This is a genomic window from Nonomuraea ceibae, assembly GCF_019396325.1.
GTDB lineage: Bacteria > Actinomycetota > Actinomycetes > Streptosporangiales > Streptosporangiaceae > Nonomuraea > Nonomuraea ceibae.
This window is the reverse complement of record NZ_JAHKRO010000013.1, coordinates 111,579-130,855: the sequence shown is the minus strand read 5'-3', so window position 1 is coordinate 130,855 and position 19,277 is coordinate 111,579. Positions and strand designations below refer to the sequence as shown.

The following is a 19,277-nucleotide window of genomic DNA, read 5'->3' as shown; positions in this document are numbered from 1 at the left end:
GCAGACGCGTGATCCGTAAGGCCGCGCTGCTCGCCGTGCTCTCCGCCGCGCTGCTCGCCCCCTCGGTGGCGGTGGCGCCCGGCGCGGCTGCCGCGATCTCGAGCAGGCAGGGGGTCGAGCTGACCCTGACCTCCATCACGCCCGACTACGCCACCGAGCGGGCGACCGAGATCAAGGTCACCGGGCGGGTGCACAACGCCGGCGGCACCGCGCTGCCCGGGCTGCGGGTGCGCGTCCGCTACTCCAGCCAGCGCTTCACCGACCGCGCGAGCATGAGCGCCTACCAGGCCGACCAGACGACGCTGACCCAGCCGCCCAACGTCTCCTCGCAGTCCAGCATGGTCATCCCGGAGCTGGCCGCCAACGCCTCGCAGACGTTCGAGCTGACGATGACGCCCGCCCAGTTCCAGCTCACGCAGTTCGGCGCCTACCCGCTGGCCGTCGAGGTCGTGCAGTGGGACACCGTGCAGCTCGCCTCGCAGCGCACGTTCCTCACCTACGCGCCGCCGACCCCGGCCAAGCCCGTGCGCAACCGGCTGTCCGTGGTCCTGCCGGTCGTCGACCAGCCGCACCGGGCCGACGACGGCACGTTCGTCGACGACAAGCTGACCGCCTCGATGACCGAGAAGGGCCGGCTGTCCGACCTGGCGCGCATCGCCGAGGCCGCGCCCGCGTCCGTCACCTGGGTCGTCGACCCCGCGCTGTTCGCCGACGCCGATGCGATGACCCGGAAGTTCCGGGTCAAGGGCGAGTCCCAGGAGCGGGCCGCCGACCCGGCCGCAGCCGCCTGGCTGACCTCCATGCGCGCCGCGCTGGCCGACAACCCCGTCATCGCGACCCCGTACGCGGATCCCGACGTGACGGCGCTGGCCCATCAGGGCCTCGACGACCTCACCGGGCGGGCGCTGGCGCTGGGCGCCAAGGAGGCCGCCCGGCTCGTCAAGCGCGACGTGAAGACGTCCACCTACTGGCCGGCCAACGGCCGGCTCGACGCCGACGCGCTCGACCTGCTGGCCGTAGGCGAGCCGAACGTGGCCCGGATCGACCGGGTCCTGCTCGACGCCGCCAACCTGCCGCCCCAGGCCGCCGTGCCGGTCACGCCCGACGCGGCGAGCACCCTCTACAGCGTCATGGGGCCGGTCACCGCGCTGACCGCCGACGCCGAGCTGAGCCGCGTCTTCGAGCCGGACGCCGGCGGCTCGACGGTGCTGAGCAAGCAGCGCCTGGTCGCCGAGACCGCGACGATCTCCGCCGAGCCCGGCCAGACGCAGCCCAGGTCGCTGGTCGTGGCCCCGTCCCGGCGCTGGAACCCCAGCCCGACGCTCGTCACCACCCTGCTCAGGACCGCGGGCAAGCTGCCCTGGCTGTCGCTCGCCCCGCTCGACTCGATCAAGGCGACCCGCACCCAGGTGCCCCGCGCCGGCCTCACCTACACCCAGCAGGACCGCAAGCAGGAGCTCGGCGCCAAATACCTGGCCGCCATCAAGGAGGTCGCCGACCAGGCGAGGGTCACCGGGCTCGTCACCGCGAGCGCCGGCTCCGACTTCGACGCCGCCGTGCTCCGGCTCACCTCCTCGGCCTGGCGGGGCCGCCAGAAGACCGGCCGCGCCGTCGTCAAGGACGTGAGCGCCGAGGTCGAGAAGCGCATCGACAAGGTCGAGATCACCGGCGCCGGCCCCGACCGGCCGCGCACGCTGGCCGGGCGCGACGGCGTGGTGCCCATCAGCGTGAAGAACTCTCTGACCGCCCAGATCTCCCTGTTCGTCGAGGTCACCTCCAACGACCGCGAGCTGCTTCAGGTCAAGCACCGCGAGCCGCTCACGATCGGCGCCGACCAGAGCGGCACCGTGCAGGTGCCGATGACCGTCAACACCTCGGGGGGCGGCGGCGACGCCACGGTGACCGTCCGGCTGCTGACCGCCGACGGCACCCCCTACGGGGAGCCGGTCAAGCTGATCGTGCGCACCACCGGCTACACCGGGATCGCGCTGGTCATCGTGGGGGCCGCGCTGACGGTCATGCTGGCCGCGGTGGCGACCCGGGTGCTCAGGCGCCGATCCGAGCGGCGCACGGCGCGGGCCGCCAAGTCACGCGAAAGTGAGAGCCGATGAGCCGCATGCTCCGTGCCAGCGCCATCATGGCCGCGGGCACGATGGTGTCGAGGGCCACCGGATTCATCCGGACCGTCGTGCTGACCACCGCGATCGGCACCTCGCTCCTGGGCGACGCCTACAACACCGCCTACGCGATCCCCTACAGCATCCTCGACCTGCTGCTGCTCGGCGTGCTGAGCAGCGTCGTGGTGCCGATGATCGTCCGCGCCCAGCAGAGCGACCCCGACGGCGGACGCGCCTACGAGCAGCGGCTGCTGACGCTGTCGACGGTCGCGCTCATCGTCGTCGCGGCGGCCGCCGTGCTCGCCGCGCCGCTGCTCATCGACCTCTACACCGTCTGGGACCATCGCTCCGACGAGTACAAGGTCGCGGTCCGGCTGGCCCAGTTCATCCTGCCGCAGCTCGCCTTCTTCGGCATCGGCGCGGTGGCCGGGGCCATCCTCAACACCCGCGACCGGTTCGCCGCGCCGATGTGGGCGCCGGTCGTCAACAACGTGGTCGTCATCGGCGTGCTGGTCGCCTACCTGGTGATCGTGGGCGACAAGGGCGTCGGCAACGTCACCAACGGCGAGCTGGCCCTGCTCGGCCTCGGCACCACCGCCGGCATCGTGGCCCAGGCCACCGTCCTGGTCCTGGCGCTCAAGCGGGCCGGCTTCCGCTTCGTGGCCCGCTTCGACGTGCGCAACGCCAGGCTCGGCGAGATGGCCAAGGCCGGCATCTGGACGATCGGCTACGTGATCGTCACCCAGCTCGGGCTCGTGCTCACGCTGAACCTCGCCAGCTCCGCCGCCGCGGCCTTCCCCAGCCACGGCATCTCGGCCTACACGGTGGCGTTCCAGCTCTTCCAGCTCCCGTACGGGATCATCGGCGTCTCGGTGATCACCGCGATGCTGCCCAGGATGAGCCGGGCCGTCGCCGACGGGCGGTTCGACGAGGTGCGCTCGGAGTTCGGGTCGAGCGTGCGGCTGGTCTGCTCGATCATGGTTCCGGTGTCGCTGCTGCTCATGGTGCTCGGGCCGGCGATCACGGTGCCGCTGTTCGGCCACGGCTCCAACACGGTGGCCAACGCCGTCTACATCGGCAACGTGCTGCAGGTCTACGGGCTGGCGCTGGTGCCGTTCTCGCTCTTCCAGCTCCTGCTGCGGGTCTTCTACAGCTTCGGCGACACCCGTACTCCCGTGTTCGTCGGAGCCGGCGCGACGGCGCTCAACGCGGTGCTGATGCTGCTCTTCCACGCGCTGCTGCCGCCCGCCTACTCGGTCATGGGGCTCGCCTTCGCCTACGCCGTCGCCTACGCGCTGGGCACGGTCGTGGCGTGGGTCCTGGCCAGCCGCCGGGTCGGAGGGCTGGGCGGCTGGCAGGTCGGCATGGCGATGACCAGGATGTACCTGGCCTCGCTGCCCACCGCCGTGCTCGCCCTGGCGGCCGTCTGGAGCATGCAGGAGATCTTCGGCAGGCCCGACTTCCTCAACTCGGTGATCACTCTCGCCGTGGGCGGTGGCCTGGGGATGCTGCTCTATCTGGCCGTGGCGCACCGGATGCGGATTCCGGAGGTCAGCTCCATCGTTGGGATGGTCGCGGGGAGGGTACGCCGATAAAGGGCGCGGGCGGCGGAGGCGCTGGCACTAGCATGGTGACCGACACGCGCGAATGGAAGCAGGAGGGGCGTGGGCGGATCCACCCGGCATAGCGTGCCTACGTGGGACAGCACGCAGGCGAGCCGAGTCATGCGCACGCCTGTACGGCCGAGCGGAGAGAGCCAGTGAGCACATCTGCCGTCGAGCCGGGCACGCGCCTGTCCTCGCGCTTCCGACTTGAGGACCGGGTCAGCGAGTCCGAAGGCGCCACATTCTGGAAGGCCATCGACGAGATCCTTGCCCGTCCTGTCGGGGTTCTCACCTTCGCCCCCGAGTTCCCGCGTGTGCACGAGGTGGTCACCGCCGCCCGCGCCGCGAGCCGGCTTACCGACCCGCGTCTCACCCAGGTGTTCGACGCCGCCGAGGACGACGGGCGTTCCTACGTGGTCAGCGAGTGGGTCACCGGTGACACGCTGGCCGACCTGCTGTCCGGGGGGCCGCTGGACCCCGAGCGGGCCGCCGGGCTGGTCGCCGAGGCGGCCGAGGCGCTGACCCACGCCCACGAGGCCGGCCTCTACCACCTGTGCCTGCGGCCCGAGCACCTGGTGTGGACCACCGGCAACACGGTCAAGGTGCTGGGCGTGGCAGTGGACGCCGCGCTGTCCGGCCTGACGACCGACCAGCCTGCGCTCGACGACGCCGAGGGGCTGGGCCGGCTGCTCTACGCCGGGCTGACCGGCCACTGGCCCGGCGACGAGGAGGAGGGCGGCCTGCCCGCCGCCCCGATGAACGACGGGCACTTCTGCACCCCGCGCCAGGTCACCGCCGGGGTGCCCAGCTATCTCGACACGGTGACGGTCCGGGCCTGCCTGCCCGAGTCGCGCCGGGGCCAGGGCGCGCTCGCCAGCCCGGCGGAGCTCGCCGAGTCGCTGTCGGGCGTGGCCAGGCCCATGCCGATCCCGATCCCGTACGACTCGTCGCCGCCGTCGGTGGTGACGACGGCCTCCCGCTCGGAGGGCCCCGACACCGGGCAGCAGGGGCCCGCCACCATGCAGCGCCCGCAGGTCGTCCACAGCACCATGCCCCCGCGCGGGGGCCCCAGCGTGCTCGGCCGGGTGCTCATGACGGTCGTGGTGCTGCTGGTGATCGTGGCGGTGGGCGTCGGCGCCTGGACGATAGGCCGGAGCCTGGGCAGTCCCGGCACCCGTGAGGCCGACCCCTCGCCCAGCTCCAAGGCGTCCGCGCCGGCGCGGGTCCAGGCGGTCAAGCCGGAGAAGGCGACCGGTTTCGACCCGCTGGGCGACAAGGAGGAGAAGGCCGAGCTCGCCGCGCTGACCATCGACGGCAAGCCGAGCACCTTCTGGAAGACCGACAACTACAACAACGCCGAGCTGGGCAATCTCAAGGACGGTGTCGGGCTTCTTCTCGACCTGGGCAAGTCCCGGCAGATCAGCGACGTGGTCGCTACGCTGGCCGACGCCTCGGGGGCCGAGGTCGAGCTCAAGGTCGGCGACAGTCCCGACCTGTCGTCGCTCAAGACCGTCGCCCGCGAGGAGAACGCCTCCGGAAAGGTGACGTTCAAGCCTGATCAGGCCGCAAGCGGTCGGTACGTTTTGATCTGGTTTACGCGTCTTCCGGCGGATGCAGGCAAGTTTCATGGCACCATCTATGAAGTAGTGGTGCATTCTCCAGGATCGGCATAATCAGGAATCCCTCTTGTGAACTCCCCACCCGAGACACCTTCAGCAGCGGATCGGCCCGCGGTCAGCGACGCCGAGCTGCTGACCGCGCACATCAACGGGGATCCACACGCCTTCAGCGAGATCGTCAAGCGGCACCGTGATCGCATGTGGGCGGTCGCCCTGCGCACGCTCGGCGACCCCGACGAGGCCGCCGACGCCGTCCAGGACGCCTTCGTCTCCGCCTACCGCAAGGCCGCCACGTTCCGCGGCGAGGCCGCCGTCACCACCTGGCTGCACCGCATCGTCGTCAACGCCTGCCTCGACCGGATGCGCCGCAAGTCGGTGCGCCCGGTGGCCGACGACGAGCTCATCGAGGCCGCCGAACGCGAGACGCCGGGGCCCGATCAGACCCTTGAGCGCGAGGTCTCCATGGAGGTCTCGGCCGCGCTCAAGCTGCTGCCCGCCGACCAGCGAGCCGCCCTCGTCCTGGTGGACATGATGGGCTACTCCGTCGAAGACGCAGCTCAGGTGCTCGAAGTGCCCAGCGGTACGGTGAAAAGCAGGTGTGCGAGAGGACGCGCGAAACTTGCCCCGATTCTTTCGCATCTGCGGAACCGATCGGACCTCAGTCGCGTCTCATCCGCGAAGGGAGCAGAACTTCGTGACGGGTGATACGCACTACGATCTGGATACCCTGGCCGATTTGGCCGAGGGTCTCCTAGACGCCGGCCAGGCCCGCCAGGTCCGCGAGCATCTCGCGGTCTGCGACCCCTGTGGGGAGCTACTGGCAGACCTCGCGGCGGTTCGAGAGGTGCTCGCGGCGACCCCAACACCGGCCATGCCGATGGGTGTCGCACTGCGCATCGACAAGGCGCTGGCCGCCGAGGCCGGGTCGTCCCGCGGAGGCGTCGGCCTCGCGCAGGCGCCCGACTGGGACGAGCTCATGCGCGACTCCCCCTGGGAGAAGACCGCGGTCGCGGCCTCCGACGAGCCGGCGCCCGAGCCGGTGCGGCTGGGGGTGGTCGCCGACGACGGCACGATCGTCCCGGCCAGGCGGCGCAGCGCGCGACGCCCACGGTGGGCGGTGCCGGCCGTGGCGGCTGCCGCGGCGGCGGCGGTCGTGGGCACGGCGGTCGTCTCGACCGGGCTGCTCGCCTCGGGAGGGGGCACGGTCGCTCCATCGGTGATCGCGGCCAGCTCGGCCGCCCCCGCGGTGACAACGCCGACCGAGGTGCCGGTACGGGCCAGGGCATACGCGCTGACCGACAGCCAGCACAACTACAGTGACGAGAACCTGGCGCTGCCACTGGGCAAGTTCCTCGCACCGGCCCCGATCATCCAGGGGCCGTCCGAGGCCGAGCAGGCCGACAAGTGCGTCGGCAAGCTGACCAGCCGCACCAAGTTCAGCGTCTTCGCCGTGGACCAGGGCCAGTACAACGGCCAGGAAGCCATCGTCATGGCGTCGAGGAAGTCGAAGGCCGCCAAGCGGATCCGCATCGACGTCGTCGACCCGTTCAGTTGCAAGAACCTGCGCAAGCCCGCCATGGGCCGCTGGTAGCAGCCTTCTTCCCACGTCAGAGCCCGCTTCGGCGGGCTCTTTCGCGTTGCGGGTGGGGGGCGGGAATCACTGCGGCCTAGGATCTGTTGACGCGACTGGCAACAGCAGAAGAGGAAGGCGTGGGAGCGTTGAGCGACGTTCGTAACGTGATCATCATTGGATCGGGCCCGGCGGGCTACACCGCGGCCGTCTACTCCGCACGCGCCGAGCTGAACCCGCTGGTCTTCGAGGGCTCGGTGACCGCGGGCGGCGCCCTCATGAACACCACCGACGTGGAGAACTTCCCCGGGTTCCCCGACGGCATCATGGGCCCCGACCTGATGGACAACCTGCGCAAGCAGGCCGAGCGGTTCGGCGCCGAGCTCGTGGCCGACGACGTGGTCGAGGTCGACCTGGAGGCCAACCCCAAGGTCATCAAGACGTACGACAAGACCTACTACGCCAAGTCGGTCATCCTGGCGATGGGCTCCGGCTACCGCGAGCTCGGCCTGGAGAACGAGAAGCGCCTGTCCGGCCGGGGCGTCTCCTGGTGTGCCACCTGCGACGGCTTCTTCTTCCGCAACAAGGACATCGTGGTCGTGGGCGGTGGCGACACCGCGATGGAGGAGGCCACGTTCCTGACCCGGTTCGGCCGCATGGTGACCGTCGTGCACCGCCGTGACGAGCTGCGCGCCAGCAAGATCATGCAGGATCGGGCGTTCGCGAACGACAAGATCCGCTTCATCTGGGACACCGAGGTCATCGACGTCCTGGGCGAGAACCGGGTCGAGGCCGTCAAGCTGCGCAACGTCAAGACCGGCGAGGAGTCCGAGCTGGCCACCGACGCGCTGTTCCTGGCCATCGGCCACGACCCGCGCACCGACCTGGTCAAGGGGCAGATCGACCTCGACGAGGACGGCTACGTGAAGGTCGCCTCCCCCACGACCGCCACCAACATCGACGGCGTGTTCGCCGCGGGCGACGTCGTCGACCACATCTATCGCCAGGCGATCACCGCGGCCGGCACCGGCTGCTCGGCGTCTCTCGACTCCGAGCGCTGGCTGGCCAACAACGAGAAGTAAGGGAGCCCATCCGTGAAGGCAGTAACCGACGCCTCGTTCGAGGCGGACGTCCTCAAGAGCGACAAGCCCGTGCTGGTGGACTTCTGGGCCGAGTGGTGCGGCCCGTGCCGTCAGGTGGCGCCCATCCTCCAGGAGATCGCCAACGAGCACGGTGACAAGCTCGAGATCGTCAAGCTCAACATCGACGAGAACCCCAACGTGCCGCGCGAGGCCGGGGTGCTCCAGATCCCGACGATGAACGTCTACAAGGGCGGCGAGCTCGTCAAGCAGATCATCGGCGCCAAGCCGAAGGCCATGCTGCTGCGCGAGCTCGAGGGCATCATCTAGGTCCTTCCCGCTCCATGCGAAAGCCCCCTGCGGTCGCAGGGGGCTTTCGCATGCGTTTGTACGGCCTTCTGCGGGGCTCGTGGCGGGTCAGACGGGTCGGAGGGCACGCTCGGGGCTCATGGAGCCCAGGAGGCGTTCCAGGGCCACCTCGACGTCCTCCCGCCAGGAGACGGCGGTCTTCAGCTCCAGCCGAAGCCGCGGAAACCGCAAATGCGGACGAACGGTCTTAAAGCCCACAGAAAGCAAGTATTCCGCCGGAACCACGCAACTAGGCTCTTCCCACTTCAGATCGCCGAACGCCTCGATGGCCTTCACGCCGCGCCTCGTCAGATCCTTGGCCACGCCCTGGATGAGCATCCGGCCCAGCCCGCCGCCCGAGAACTCCGGGATGATGTGCGCCGTCATCAGCAGCACCGCGTCGGCGCTCACCGGCGACGTGGGGAAGGCGACCGAACGCGGCGTGTAGAGCGGCGGGCTGTAGAGCACGAACCCCGCCGGCACGCCGTCCACATAGACGATCTTGCCGCAGCTCCCCCACTCCAGCAGCGTGCCGGAGATCCAGGCCTCCTTCTCCAGGCCAGGGTCCCCCGACTCCACCGCCCGTTCCCCGCTCATGGGATCCAGCTCCCAGAAAACGCACCGGCGGCAGCGGCGAGGGAGATCTTCCACATTGTCCAGGGTGATGTTGACCAGCCGACGCGACAACTACGGCCCCAATCGTTGACCCGGAAAAGCGCGCGAAAACCGCGTCCCCAGCTGGCATCGTAGCCCAGTGACGGTCACGCCAGCGGGTACCACGACGGCCAGCCCGGTCACGGGCGACATGTCCGGCTGGCGTAATCTGGTATCTCGGATAGCACTCACCTAGGAGGTGGGCCGTGACAGCAGAGCAGGATCACGGTCAGACGCCCGCGACCCAAGGGTCGCGCATCGACGCCTATGTCGATCGGTACGCCGCGCGAGCTACCGGGATGGTCGCCTCCGAGATCCGAGCTCTTTTCGCCGTCGCGTCGAGGCCCGAGGTGGTCTCGCTCGCGGGCGGCATGCCGTACGTCACGGCCCTTCCCCTCGACATGGTCGGCGAGCTCGTCTCCGAGCTCGTCACGCGGCGCGGCCCGGTCGCGCTCCAGTACGGCTCCGGCCAGGGCGACCCGCATCTGCGCGAGCAGATCTGCGACGTCATGCGCCTCGAAGGAATCCACGCCGGGGCGAACGACGTCGTCGTCACCGTGGGCTCCCAGCAGGCCCTCGACCTGATCACCCGCATCTTCATCGACCCGGGTGACGTCGTGCTGGCCGAAGGCCCCTCGTACGTGGGCGCCCTGGGTACGTTCGCCGCCTATCAGGCCAAGGTCGTGCACATCGCCATGGACGATCAGGGCATCGTGCCCGAATCGCTGGCGCAGACCATCTACGCGCTGGAGACCGCCGGGGCGCCGATCAAGTTCCTCTACACGATCCCGACCTTCCACAACCCCGGCGGCGTCACGCTCAACATGGCCCGGCGACAGCAGGTGCTCGACATCTGCCAGCGGGCCGGCGTGCTCATCGTCGAGGACAACCCGTACGGACTCCTCGGCTTCGACGCCGAACCCATGCGCGCGCTGCGCGCCGACAACGCCGACGGGGTCGTCTACCTCGGCTCGTTCTCCAAGACCCTCGCCCCCGGGTTCCGCGTCGGCTGGGCGCTCGCGCCCCACGCCATCCGCGACAAGCTCGTGCTGGCGATGGAGTCGGCCGTGCTGTCACACTCCTCGTTCACCCAGCTCGCCGTCGGCCAGTACCTGGCCACGCAGCCGTGGCAGGAGCAGATCAAGACGTTCAAGGAGCTCTACCGCGAACGCCGCGACGCCATGCTCGGCGCGCTCGAATCGCTCATGCCGCCCGAGGTCACCTGGACCCGGCCGGCCGGCGGCTTCTTCGTCTGGGCGACGCTGCCGGAGGGCCTCGACTCCAAGGCCATCCTGCCGCGCGCCGTCGCCGAGCGGGTGGCGTTCGTGCCCGGCACCGGTTTCTTCTCCGACGGGAGCGGGGCGCGCCACATGAGGCTGTCGTTCTGCTACCCGGAGCCCGACCGCATCCGCGAAGGCGTCCGCCGCCTCGCCGGGGTGATCGAGCAGGAGATGCAGCTCCGCGACACGTTCGGCACCGGCTCCGCCCGCGGCCACGCCGGCGTCGACACCCCGGGCCCCGACCTCGCCTGACCCCTGGAGGGGAGCCTGACCGGCTCCCCTCCCTCCTTTTCGAAGCACCACGTCCCCGGCACGGTTGTCCTGCGTGCCGCCCTTACCTCCTCTGTACGGTCGAACGGCGTGCCGCCCTCACCCCCTCTGTACGGTTGTCCTGCGTGCCGCCCTCACCTCCCACCCCGGTACGGTTGGACAGCGTGCCGTCAGCGGAGGAGAAGTGATGAGCGAACTGGGCCACGTGCTGGTGCTGGCAGGAGGTCTCTCCTACGAGCGGGAGGTCTCCCTGCGCTCGGGCCGCCGCGTGAGCGAGGTGCTCCGGGCGGCCGGCATCGACGTCGAGGCCCGCGACACCGACGCGTCGCTCGTCCCGTCCATCCTCGCCGACCCGCCCGAGGCCGTCTTCGTCACCCTCCACGGCGGCGCCGGCGAGGACGGCGCCATCCGCTCCGTCCTGGAACTCCTCAACGTCCCGTACGTCGGCGCCGACCCCGACGCCTGCCGCGTCGCCTTCGACAAGCCCACTGCCAAGGCCGTCGTACGCTCCGTCGGCCTGCGCACCCCCGACTCGGTCACGCTGCCCAAGGAGACCTTCCACGACCTCGGCGCCACGGCCGTCCTGGGCCGCATCGTCGAGCACCTGGGCCTCCCCCTGTTCGTCAAGCCCGCCCGCGGCGGCTCCGCGCTCGGCGCGTCCATCGTCCGCACCGCCGAGGAACTGCCCGCCGCCATGGTCGGCTGCTTCGCCTACGGCGACACGGCGCTCATCGAGTGCTACATCGAGGGCATCGAGGTGGCGGTCTCGGTCGTCGACTTCGGTGACGGCCCCGTCGCGCTCCCCGCCGTGGAGATCGTGCCCGACGAGGGCGTGTACGACTACGCCGCCCGCTACACCGCCGGGCACACCGAGTTCTTCGCCCCTGCCCGGCTCTCCTCCGAAGCGGCGTCGGCCTGCGCCGAGACCGCCGTGACCGCTCACACGGCGCTCGGCCTGCGTGACATCTCCCGCACCGACCTCATCGTGGACGCCGCCGGCCGCCCGCACTTCCTGGAAGTCAACGTGGCCCCCGGCATGACGGAGACCTCGCTCCTCCCGATGGCTGCCGAAGCCGCGGGCCAGGACCTCGGCGAACTCTGCCGCATCCTCCTCCAAAACGCCGCCACCCGCACCCCCCGCTAACCGGACCAGCCTCCCGCCCCACTCCCCCAGCGGCCCCATGCCCCTTGCTGCCCCACGTCCGGGCAGTCCCATGCCCCTGGCTGCCCACGCCCCTGGCAGCCCCACCATCCCCCCAGCCGCTCCTCCGGTCCCTCCCTCCGCCCCGCTGTCCCCAGCCGACACTCCGCAGAGCTGCCCCGCGCCCAGAACCGCAACAACCCGACGACCCAACACGTGGGGACCGTGGTAGACCCAGCGCCGCACGGCCCAGCCACCACATGGGCCAGCGACCGCGCGGCCCGGTGATCGCGGCCCGGTGATCGCGGCCCGGGGATCGCGGCCCGGGGACGGCGGGGCCCCGGCTGCCTCAGGGTCCAGGGATGGTGCGGCCCAGTCGCCTCGCAGCCCAGCCGCCTCGCAGGCAAGGGGCCGCGCGTCCCAGCCACCTCGGGCCCAGTCACCTCACGGGCCAACCACCAAGCGGGCCAACCACCTCACGGGCCAGCCACCTCACGGCCAGTCGCCTCACGGCTCGGGCACCTCACGGGCCAGGGGCCGCGCTGTCCGGGCACCTCGCGGGCCGGACCACACGGCGCCGGGGATAGCGCAGCCCGGGACGGCGGGCGCGGGGACAGCCCGGCCTGGGGATAGCGGGGCGCGGGGTTATAGCGCCCAGAACCCGACCGGCCCGTGCACCTCACGGGTCAGGGGGCGCCCAGCGCGGGGGTGGCCCCAGCGCGGGAAGCCCGGCACGGGAAGCCCGGCACGGGAAGCCCGGCACGGGAAGCCCGGCGCCGGGGACAACGGCGGACTCGCAGGCACCGGAGACCCAGAGCTTCGTAAGGACCCCCGCAACCCGCAGGGCCCCACGGTACCGGGGCGGCGGCGTGGTGGCTCACGCGGCGGTGCGTAACCTGGCGGGGTGATCGAGCCCACCTACCTCAAGAGTTTCGCCAGCGACAACCACGCCGGCGTGCACCCCGCCATCCTCGACGCCATCACCGCCGTCAACCACGGCGACGCCCCCGCGTACGGCGAAGACGCCTGGACCGCCGCCTTCGGCCGTCACATCAAGGACGTGTTCGGCCCCCGCGCGGAAGGCTTCCCGGTCCTCAACGGCGCGGGCGCCAACATGGTCGGCCTCGCCCTCATGCTCGGCCGCTACGACGCGGTCGTCTGCCCGGCCACCGCCCACATCGCCAGCCACGAGACCGGCGCCGCAGAACGCCTCCTCGGCGCGAAGCTCATCACCATCCCCACCCCGGACGGCAAACTCCGCCCCGACGACCTGTCCGGCCCCCGTTCCACGCTCGGCAGCCACCACGACCCGCAGCCACGCGTAGTCTCCATCTCCCAAGTCACCGAACTCGGCACCTGCTACTCCCCCGCCGAACTAGCCGCCCTGGCCGACGCCGCCCACGCGGCAGGCATGCGCCTCCACGTCGACGGCGCCCGCCTGGCCAACGCCGCCGCCTACCTCGACTGCTCCCTGTCCGCGATCACCACGGACGTAGGCGTCGACGTCTTCAGCTTCGGCGGCACCAAGAACGGCGCCCTGGCGGCGGAAGCGGTCATCGTCCTCGATCCCACACTCACGGAAGCCGTCCCCTACCTCCGCCGGCAGTCCCTCCAGCTGGCGTCGAAGATGCGCTTCGTCTCCGCCCAGCTCTCCGCTCTCCTCACGGACGACCTCTGGCACCGGAACGCCTCCCACGCCAACGCCATGGCCGCCCGCCTTGCCGACGGCCTCGCCTCCATCCCGCAGATCACCTTGGCGTACCCGGTCGAGTCCAACGCCGTCTTCGCCACCGTCCCTCCTGCCGTCGCCGCCGCCCTCCAGGAGCACTTCCTACTCCTCCCGCCGGACGAGTCCACCGGCATCGCCCGCTGGATGACTTCCTACGACACCACCCCCGCCGACGTGGACGCCTTCCTGGACGCCCTCCGCAAGGCCGCCCCCTGACGCGCCTCCACGGTTTCACGTGAAACCACGCCCCACATGTTTCACGTGAAACCAGCCCGCCGCCCAACTGAGGCAGAGAGGGGTGGGCGCGTTCAGGTCCCTGCCACTTACAGGCAAGGGCCAACTCTGCGGAGGAATGCAATGCCCACACGCGCAAGCGGAGCTAGGTCGCACAGCACGCCTGGCGGCATTGCGCCGCTAGGGCAGACGTATGACAGGGCGCGAATCGCGGCGGCGGAAGCGAGGACCGTGACGGCAAGGAGCGGACCGTGTCGCAAAGAGTGGACCGTGTCGCAGAGCGAGGGCCGTGACCGCGAGGCGTAGATCGTGATCGCAGGGCGTGGATCGCGGCGGGCAAGCGTGCGAGGTAGCCACGATCGGTGCGCTGCGATGTTTCACGTGAAACCGAGCCCCCGGTGAGGCGGGTGGCGAGACGGCGGTCGTGTTTCACGTGAAACCGTGACCGCGTCCTTCGGCGAGAAGCCGGGTGCCGGTGTTTCACGTGAAACACCGGCTAACAGGGTCAGCTCTCGGCTTCTCGCATGGCGCGGGCGGCTTCGGGAGCCATGGTGCCGATGATGCGCTCAAGGTCGTCGATCGTGGCGAACTCCACGACGATGCGCCCCTTGCGACGACCCAGGTCTACCTTGACCTTGGTCTCGAAGTGGTCCGAGAGGCGGTCGGCGAGGTGGGTGAGGCCGGGGGCGGTGGGCTTGGCCGTCTTGCGCTCGCGAGTGGGCTTCTCAGGGGCGGCCTGCGCGCTGCCGAGCGCGACGATCTCCTCGACCGCTCGTACGGAGAGCAGTTCGGCGACGATGCGGGTGGCGAGCCGGATCTGGTCCTCGGGGTTCTCCAGGCCGAGCAGCGCCCGCGCGTGGCCGGCGGAGATCGTGTTGGCGGCCACCTTCAGCTGGACTTCCGGCGGGAGCTTGAGCAGGCGCAGCGTGTTGGTGATGTGTGAACGGGAGCGGCCGACCTTTGTCGCGAGCTGGTCGTGGGTGGCCTGGAAGTCGTCCAGCAACTGCTGGTAGGCGGCGGCTTCTTCCAGGGGGTTGAGCTGTTCGCGCTGAAGGTTCTCGATGAGGGCGTCACGCAGGAGGTCGTCGTCCTGCGTGTTGCGGACGATGGCGGGGATCTGCTCCAGACCGGCCAGCTTGCAGGCCCGCAGCCGCCGCTCCCCCATGATCAGCTCGTACTGCCCGCCGCCCACCGGACGTACGACGATCGGCTGCAGGAGGCCGACCTCGCTGATCGACGCCTGCAGCTCCTTGAGCCGCTCCTCGTCGAAGACCTCACGGGGCTGGCGCGGGTTGGGGACGATGGCGTCCAGGGGCACCTCGTGGAAGTACGCGCCCGCCACCGGCTTCGGGCCTGCGTCGGTCGCCGCACCGTTCGTGGGGGCAACCGTTCCCGTGCCGTCGACAATGGGGCCCGTCGGAATGAGCGCTCCGAGCCCCTTGCCCAATCCCCGCCGCTGCTGGCTCACTGCGTCTCCTCATTCACCCGGCCGAACCCGTTCACTCCAGGAGAGGTTACCGTTGACCACCCGACCGGGTGTCTCCTCGCCACACGCAGTCCCACCGGATTTGCACCGTCATGCCGTCAATGAGACAAAGCACCGCACCGGCGCCCCTCCCCCGGCCGTACGTAGCGTCCCCATCCGTCCGTCTCGGCGAAGGGAGGCACTCGGCCCTCACGCGGGGCTCGCTCCCCCATCTTGGGATACGGGTGCGGGAGGACGGGGCCGGGACGGTACGCGGAGGACGGGCGACCGGGACAGGCGCGGCCGACTGCGGCGGGTGGGTGACAAGTGACCCCAGGAGCGCGCGTCCAGCGCGTCCAGCGCGGCGGGCGACCGGCAGGCGCCACCAGCGCGGCGGGCGACCGGCGATCGGCGGCCCGCAGATGGCCCCGCCGAGGGGCGACCGTCGGTCGGTGGCAGCCGCACGCGGGCAGCCGACGGCGGAGAGTCGAGACGGCGGGCGCGACCAGTGCAGCGGGAGACCGGCAGTCGGCGCCCCGCCGGCGGGCGACCGGCGGGGCAGGCAGCAGGCGGCGGGCGACGAGACCGGGAGGGGCGACCGGGGCGCACGCGACGGACGGACAAACGCGACGCATGCGACGGGTGCAACGGGCGGCAAGCCGAGAGCGGCAGACGGCGGGCACCGGAGGCGGGAGGCCGGGGGCCGAGACCGAGCGCCGAAACCGGAAACCGGAGGGCGGAGACCGGGGCGGGGGTCCTCGATGGGGAAGCCCCGGTCGGGGTTAGACCAGGGCGCGGTGGGCGATCTCGCGGGCGGCGTCCATGTAGGCCATCGCACCGCTGGAGCCCGGGTCGTACGTCATGACCGACTGCCCGTAACTGGGCGCCTCGGACAGGCGGACGCTGCGCGGGATGACCGTGTTGAGCACCGTGTCCCCGAAGTGCGCCCGGACCTCGTCCGCCACCTGCGAGGCCAGCCGGGTGCGGCCGTCGTACATGGTCAGCACGATCGTGGACAGGCGCAGCGTGGGGTTGAGGTGCGCCTTGATGAGGTCGACGTTGCGCAGGAGCTGCCCGAGGCCCTCCAGCGCGTAGTACTCGCACTGGATGGGGATCATGACCTCGTCCGCGGCCACGAGGGCGTTCACTGTGAGGAGGCCGAGCGACGGCGGGCAGTCGATGATGATGTAGTCGAGGTCGAGCGCGTCGTAGGCGGTTAGGGCACGCCGGAGGCGGGCTTCGCGGGCGACCAGGGAGACAAGCTCGATCTCGGCGCCGGCCAGGTCGATGGTCGCCGGGGCGCAGTAGAGGTTGGGCATGTCGGGGACCTGCTTGACGATGTCCGCCATGGGCAGGTCGTCCACGAGCACCTGGTAGACGTCGGGGATGTCGCCACGATGTTCGGTGGCCAGGGCGGTGGAGGCGTTGCCCTGGGGGTCGAGGTCGACGACCAGGACGCGTTCGCCGTTCATCGACAGGGCGGCGGCGATGTTGACGGACGTCGTGGTCTTGCCGACACCACCCTTCTGGTTGGCAACGGCGATCACGCGGCACTTGGCGGGTTTGGGCCACGAGTCCTGGCCGGTGTCCGTCTGGGTGGGCAGCTGAGCGGTAGGTGTTTCACGTGAAACCACTGAGTTGAGCGCCTCTCGTACCAACGGAGAATCACCTGGGTTCAGGGGGGTCTTGGTCACGGTCGCCATCCTTTCAACCCGTGGCTTATCGGAGCCGGGAATCTGCTGTCGCGAAACGCCCGATCCGGGCCAGCCGACCCCTCGGGGGCTCTCGGACAGACGGCTGTCCGGCCAGCCAAGACCGCTCTGAGCGACCGGCACGACCGTCACCTCCTTCGTCGCCGCCTGCTGTGCTCCGGCTGGCGACCCGCTATCACCCGAACCAATGTTGCAGGCGGCTCGACCTTACCGTGCCCGACGGTCACAAGCTCGGCCGTTGTCGCCCCGCTGGCGCGCAATTGCGGCTCCGCCTCGGCAAGTTCTTCGGCGGCGCGCTCCCCCTTCATGGCGATGAGCTCGCCGCCCTCGCGCAGCAGGGGCATGGCCCACTTCAGGAGCCGGTCGAGCGGCGCCACGGCGCGGGCGCTGGCCACGTCGAAGACGCGCTTGCCCGCCAGCTCTTCGGCCCGGCCGCGCAGCACCTCGACGTTGTCCAGCTTGAGGGTCTCGACGCATTCCTGGAGGAAGACGGTACGGCGCAGCAGCGGTTCGAGCAGGGTGACCGTGATGTCCTGCCGGACGATCGCCAGCACGAGCCCCGGCAGTCCGGCGCCCGAGCCGATGTCGACCAGGCGCACGTCCGGCGGGATGGCCTCGGCGACGACGGCGCAGTTGAGCAGGTGGCGGTCCCAGATGCGCGGGATCTCGCGGGGACCGAGCAGCCCGCGTACGACGCCGGGGCCGGCCAGCAGCTCCGCGAACGCCTCCGCCCGGTCCCAGGCGTCGCCGGTGAAGACGTCCCGCGCGATGTCCGGCGGGGGCGGCAGCTCGTCGCTCACTGCTGTGATGGCCCTTTCGTAAGGATTCGGGATGCTCCCCCCAGGCTAGGCGGGAGATCGCACTGTCGAAGACTAGCGGGATGCCCTGAACGGAGCCTTGGAGCACGCCGCCTCATGGGCATCGAAAAGGCGTTCGAAACGCGAACGGCCGCCAGGCGCACGAGGCGGCTGGCGGCTGGGCAGGTCGTGGGCCGGTCAGGCGGGCAGGACCACCACGTAACGGTTGGGCTCCTCACCTTCGGACTCGCTGCGGAGCCCGGCGGCGGCCACCGCGTCATGGACGATCTTGCGCTCGAACGGCGTCATCGGCTGCAGCGGCTTGGGCTCGCCCCGGTCCTTGACCTGGTTGGCCATCTCGGTGCCGAGCTTGGTGAGCTCGGCCCGGCGCCGCTCGCGGTAGCCGCCGACGTCGAGCATCAGGCGGGACCGCTCCCCCGTCTGGCGGTGGACGGCCAGCCGCGTCAGCTCCTGGAGCGCTTCCAGCACCTCACCGGAGGGGCCGATCAACTCGGTGCCCTTGAGCCCGACGACGGAGACCATCGCCCGGTCGCCCTCGACGTCCATGTCGATGTCACCGTCGATGTCGGCGATGTCGAGGAGGCCTTCGACGTAGTCAGCCGCGATCTCGCCCTCCTGCTCGAGCGCGCTGATGTCAGGAGCCTTCTCCTGCTCGGCCTCGGTCATGGCCGGCCTCTCCTTCGTAATCACGACTTCTTGCTGCCGGTGCGCTTGCTACGGGACTGGCGGCTGGGCTGGTTCCTGACGATCTTAGGCGCAGGAGGCGGAGGAGGGGGCTCCTCTTCGGGAGTCTTGCGAAGCTTGGCCATGAGGCTGGGCTTCGTCTTGACCGGGATCACGTTGCCCTTGGCGTCGAACTGGGGCATCGGGTTGCGGCTGTAGAACCAGTGCTGCTGACCGAGCGTCCACACGTTGGTGGTCACCCAGTACATGATCAGACCGAGCGGGAAGTTCAGGCTGAAGAAGGCGAACAGCGGCGAGATGTACATGAGCAGCTTCTGCTGCTGCGCCATGGGGTTGTCGGGCATCTGCGCCATGGACCGGGTGACGCTCTGCCGGACGGTGAGGAACGTGGTCAGCGAGCTGACGGCCACGAAGATGCCCAGGACGATCTTCGTCTGGAGCGGCACGGCGTCGAGCGCGATGATGTCCTGGTCGGACATGAAGAAGGTGGCCGGCACCGGCGCGCCGAAGACGTGCGCGGCCCGGGCGCTGGCGACGAGCTCCGGCGACATCCCGTACACCGCGCGGCCGTTGGCCATGGCCTGCAGCACGGTGAACATCGAGATGAAGATAGGGAACTGGGCCAGGATGGGCAGACAGCCGCCGAGCGGGTTGGCCCCGGCGCCCTGGTAGAGCGCCATGACCTCCTGGTTCATGCGCTGCTTGTCGTTCTTGTAGCGCTTGCGCAGCTCCGCCACCTTGGGGGCGAGCTCCTGCATCTTCTTGGAGGACCGCATCTGCTTGAGGAAGAGCGGGAAGATGAGGATCCGCATGAGCACGGTGAGCGTGACGATGGTCAGCAACCACGTCAGGCCGCTATCCGGGTTCAGGAAGGTGCTGTAACCCGTATGGATCCAGGTGATGACGAAGGCTACGGCTTCATAGAGCCAGCTCAGCCAGGACAGCTCCACCGA

16 protein-coding genes and 1 pseudogene are annotated in these 19,277 nt (G+C 70.3%); 11 read left to right on the top strand and 6 right to left on the bottom strand.

Annotation, left to right across the window (positions count from 1 at the left end):
* The first annotated feature begins 8 nt into the window (after positions 1–8).
* From KME80_RS12175 to trxA, 8 genes and pseudogenes are all read left to right on the top strand, one after another.
* On the top strand, positions 9–2,111 hold the full coding sequence (locus KME80_RS12175; RefSeq protein WP_219504394.1) for a DUF6049 family protein: 2,103 nt from the start codon (positions 9–11) through the stop codon (positions 2,109–2,111).
* Entirely contained in the window at positions 2,108–3,712 is a 1,605-nt protein-coding gene (gene murJ, locus KME80_RS12170; RefSeq protein ID WP_246644568.1) for a murein biosynthesis integral membrane protein MurJ, read from the top strand. The genes KME80_RS12175 and murJ overlap by 4 nt, the downstream gene beginning before the upstream one ends.
* A gap of 164 nt (positions 3,713–3,876) precedes the next feature.
* Positions 3,877–5,394, top strand: a complete 1,518-nt coding sequence (locus KME80_RS12165) for a protein kinase family protein (protein ID WP_219504392.1) — start codon at positions 3,877–3,879, stop codon at positions 5,392–5,394.
* Between the two features lie 15 nt (positions 5,395–5,409).
* On the top strand, positions 5,410–6,045 hold the full coding sequence (gene sigM / locus KME80_RS12160; protein WP_219504391.1) for an RNA polymerase sigma factor SigM: 636 nt from the start codon (positions 5,410–5,412) through the stop codon (positions 6,043–6,045).
* Positions 6,035–6,136: pseudogene (locus KME80_RS53165) on the top strand (hypothetical protein); the annotation flags it as partial. The gene sigM and the pseudogene KME80_RS53165, both read left to right, overlap by 11 nt.
* A gap of 81 nt (positions 6,137–6,217) precedes the next feature.
* Complete coding sequence (locus tag KME80_RS12155; RefSeq protein ID WP_246644567.1) at positions 6,218–6,931, top strand: RsmA family anti-sigma factor; 714 nt, start codon at positions 6,218–6,220, stop codon at positions 6,929–6,931.
* A gap of 128 nt (positions 6,932–7,059) precedes the next feature.
* Complete coding sequence (gene trxB, locus KME80_RS12150) at positions 7,060–7,992, top strand: thioredoxin-disulfide reductase (RefSeq protein WP_219504387.1); 933 nt, start codon at positions 7,060–7,062, stop codon at positions 7,990–7,992.
* Between the two features lie 12 nt (positions 7,993–8,004).
* The gene (gene trxA, locus KME80_RS12145) at positions 8,005–8,319 is read left to right on the top strand and encodes a thioredoxin (protein WP_219504385.1); all 315 of its coding nucleotides are present in this window, start codon (positions 8,005–8,007) and stop codon (positions 8,317–8,319) included.
* Between the two features lie 87 nt (positions 8,320–8,406).
* Here the strand turns inward: trxA and KME80_RS12140 are convergent, their stop codons facing one another.
* Positions 8,407–9,024 (bottom strand): GNAT family N-acetyltransferase, encoded by a 618-nt coding sequence (locus tag KME80_RS12140; RefSeq protein WP_219504383.1) that lies wholly within the window; start codon positions 9,022–9,024, stop codon positions 8,407–8,409.
* 266 nt (positions 9,025–9,290) lie between these two features.
* Between KME80_RS12140 and KME80_RS12135 the strand changes: the two genes are divergently transcribed.
* From KME80_RS12135 to KME80_RS12125, 3 genes are all read left to right on the top strand, one after another.
* Positions 9,291–10,523, top strand: a complete 1,233-nt coding sequence (locus KME80_RS12135; protein WP_246644667.1) for an aminotransferase-like domain-containing protein — start codon at positions 9,291–9,293, stop codon at positions 10,521–10,523.
* A gap of 205 nt (positions 10,524–10,728) precedes the next feature.
* On the top strand, positions 10,729–11,685 hold the full coding sequence (locus KME80_RS12130) for a D-alanine--D-alanine ligase family protein (RefSeq protein ID WP_219504378.1): 957 nt from the start codon (positions 10,729–10,731) through the stop codon (positions 11,683–11,685).
* 901 nt (positions 11,686–12,586) lie between these two features.
* A complete protein-coding gene (locus KME80_RS12125) occupies positions 12,587–13,627 on the top strand; it encodes a threonine aldolase family protein (RefSeq protein WP_219504376.1) in 1,041 nt (346 codons plus the stop codon).
* Between the two features lie 523 nt (positions 13,628–14,150).
* On the opposite strand, the gene KME80_RS12120 is transcribed toward KME80_RS12125, so the two are convergent.
* The 5 genes from KME80_RS12120 to yidC form a co-directional block, all read right to left on the bottom strand.
* Positions 14,151–15,113: a ParB/RepB/Spo0J family partition protein gene (locus KME80_RS12120; protein ID WP_219504374.1), complete on the bottom strand. Its 963-nt coding sequence runs from the start codon at positions 15,111–15,113 to the stop codon at positions 14,151–14,153.
* A 779-nt stretch (positions 15,114–15,892) separates the two neighbouring features.
* Positions 15,893–16,813, bottom strand: a complete 921-nt coding sequence (locus tag KME80_RS12115; protein ID WP_219504372.1) for a ParA family protein — start codon at positions 16,811–16,813, stop codon at positions 15,893–15,895.
* Positions 16,814–16,950: 137 nt separating this feature from the next.
* Entirely contained in the window at positions 16,951–17,622 is a 672-nt protein-coding gene (rsmG, locus tag KME80_RS12110) for a 16S rRNA (guanine(527)-N(7))-methyltransferase RsmG (RefSeq protein WP_219504370.1), read from the bottom strand.
* A gap of 195 nt (positions 17,623–17,817) precedes the next feature.
* Positions 17,818–18,306, bottom strand: coding sequence for a Jag family protein (locus tag KME80_RS12105; RefSeq protein ID WP_219504368.1), 489 nt, complete (start codon positions 18,304–18,306; stop codon positions 17,818–17,820).
* A gap of 20 nt (positions 18,307–18,326) precedes the next feature.
* Complete coding sequence (yidC, locus tag KME80_RS12100) at positions 18,327–19,274, bottom strand: membrane protein insertase YidC (RefSeq protein WP_219504366.1); 948 nt, start codon at positions 19,272–19,274, stop codon at positions 18,327–18,329.
* Positions 19,275–19,277: the final 3 nt, after the last annotated feature.

Coding starts and splice junctions, on each gene's coding strand:
- murJ (WP_246644568.1), top strand. CDS start 2,108: ATGAGCCGCATGCTCCGTGCCAGCGCCATCATGGCCGCGGGCACGATG.
- KME80_RS12155 (WP_246644567.1), top strand. CDS start 6,218: ATGGGTGTCGCACTGCGCATCGACAAGGCGCTGGCCGCCGAGGCCGGG.
- KME80_RS12135 (WP_246644667.1), top strand. CDS start 9,291: ATGGTCGCCTCCGAGATCCGAGCTCTTTTCGCCGTCGCGTCGAGGCCC.
- KME80_RS12130 (WP_219504378.1), top strand. CDS start 10,729: ATGAGCGAACTGGGCCACGTGCTGGTGCTGGCAGGAGGTCTCTCCTAC.
- KME80_RS12115 (WP_219504372.1), bottom strand. CDS start 16,813: ATGGCGACCGTGACCAAGACCCCCCTGAACCCAGGTGATTCTCCGTTG.
- KME80_RS12105 (WP_219504368.1), bottom strand. CDS start 18,306: ATGACCGAGGCCGAGCAGGAGAAGGCTCCTGACATCAGCGCGCTCGAG.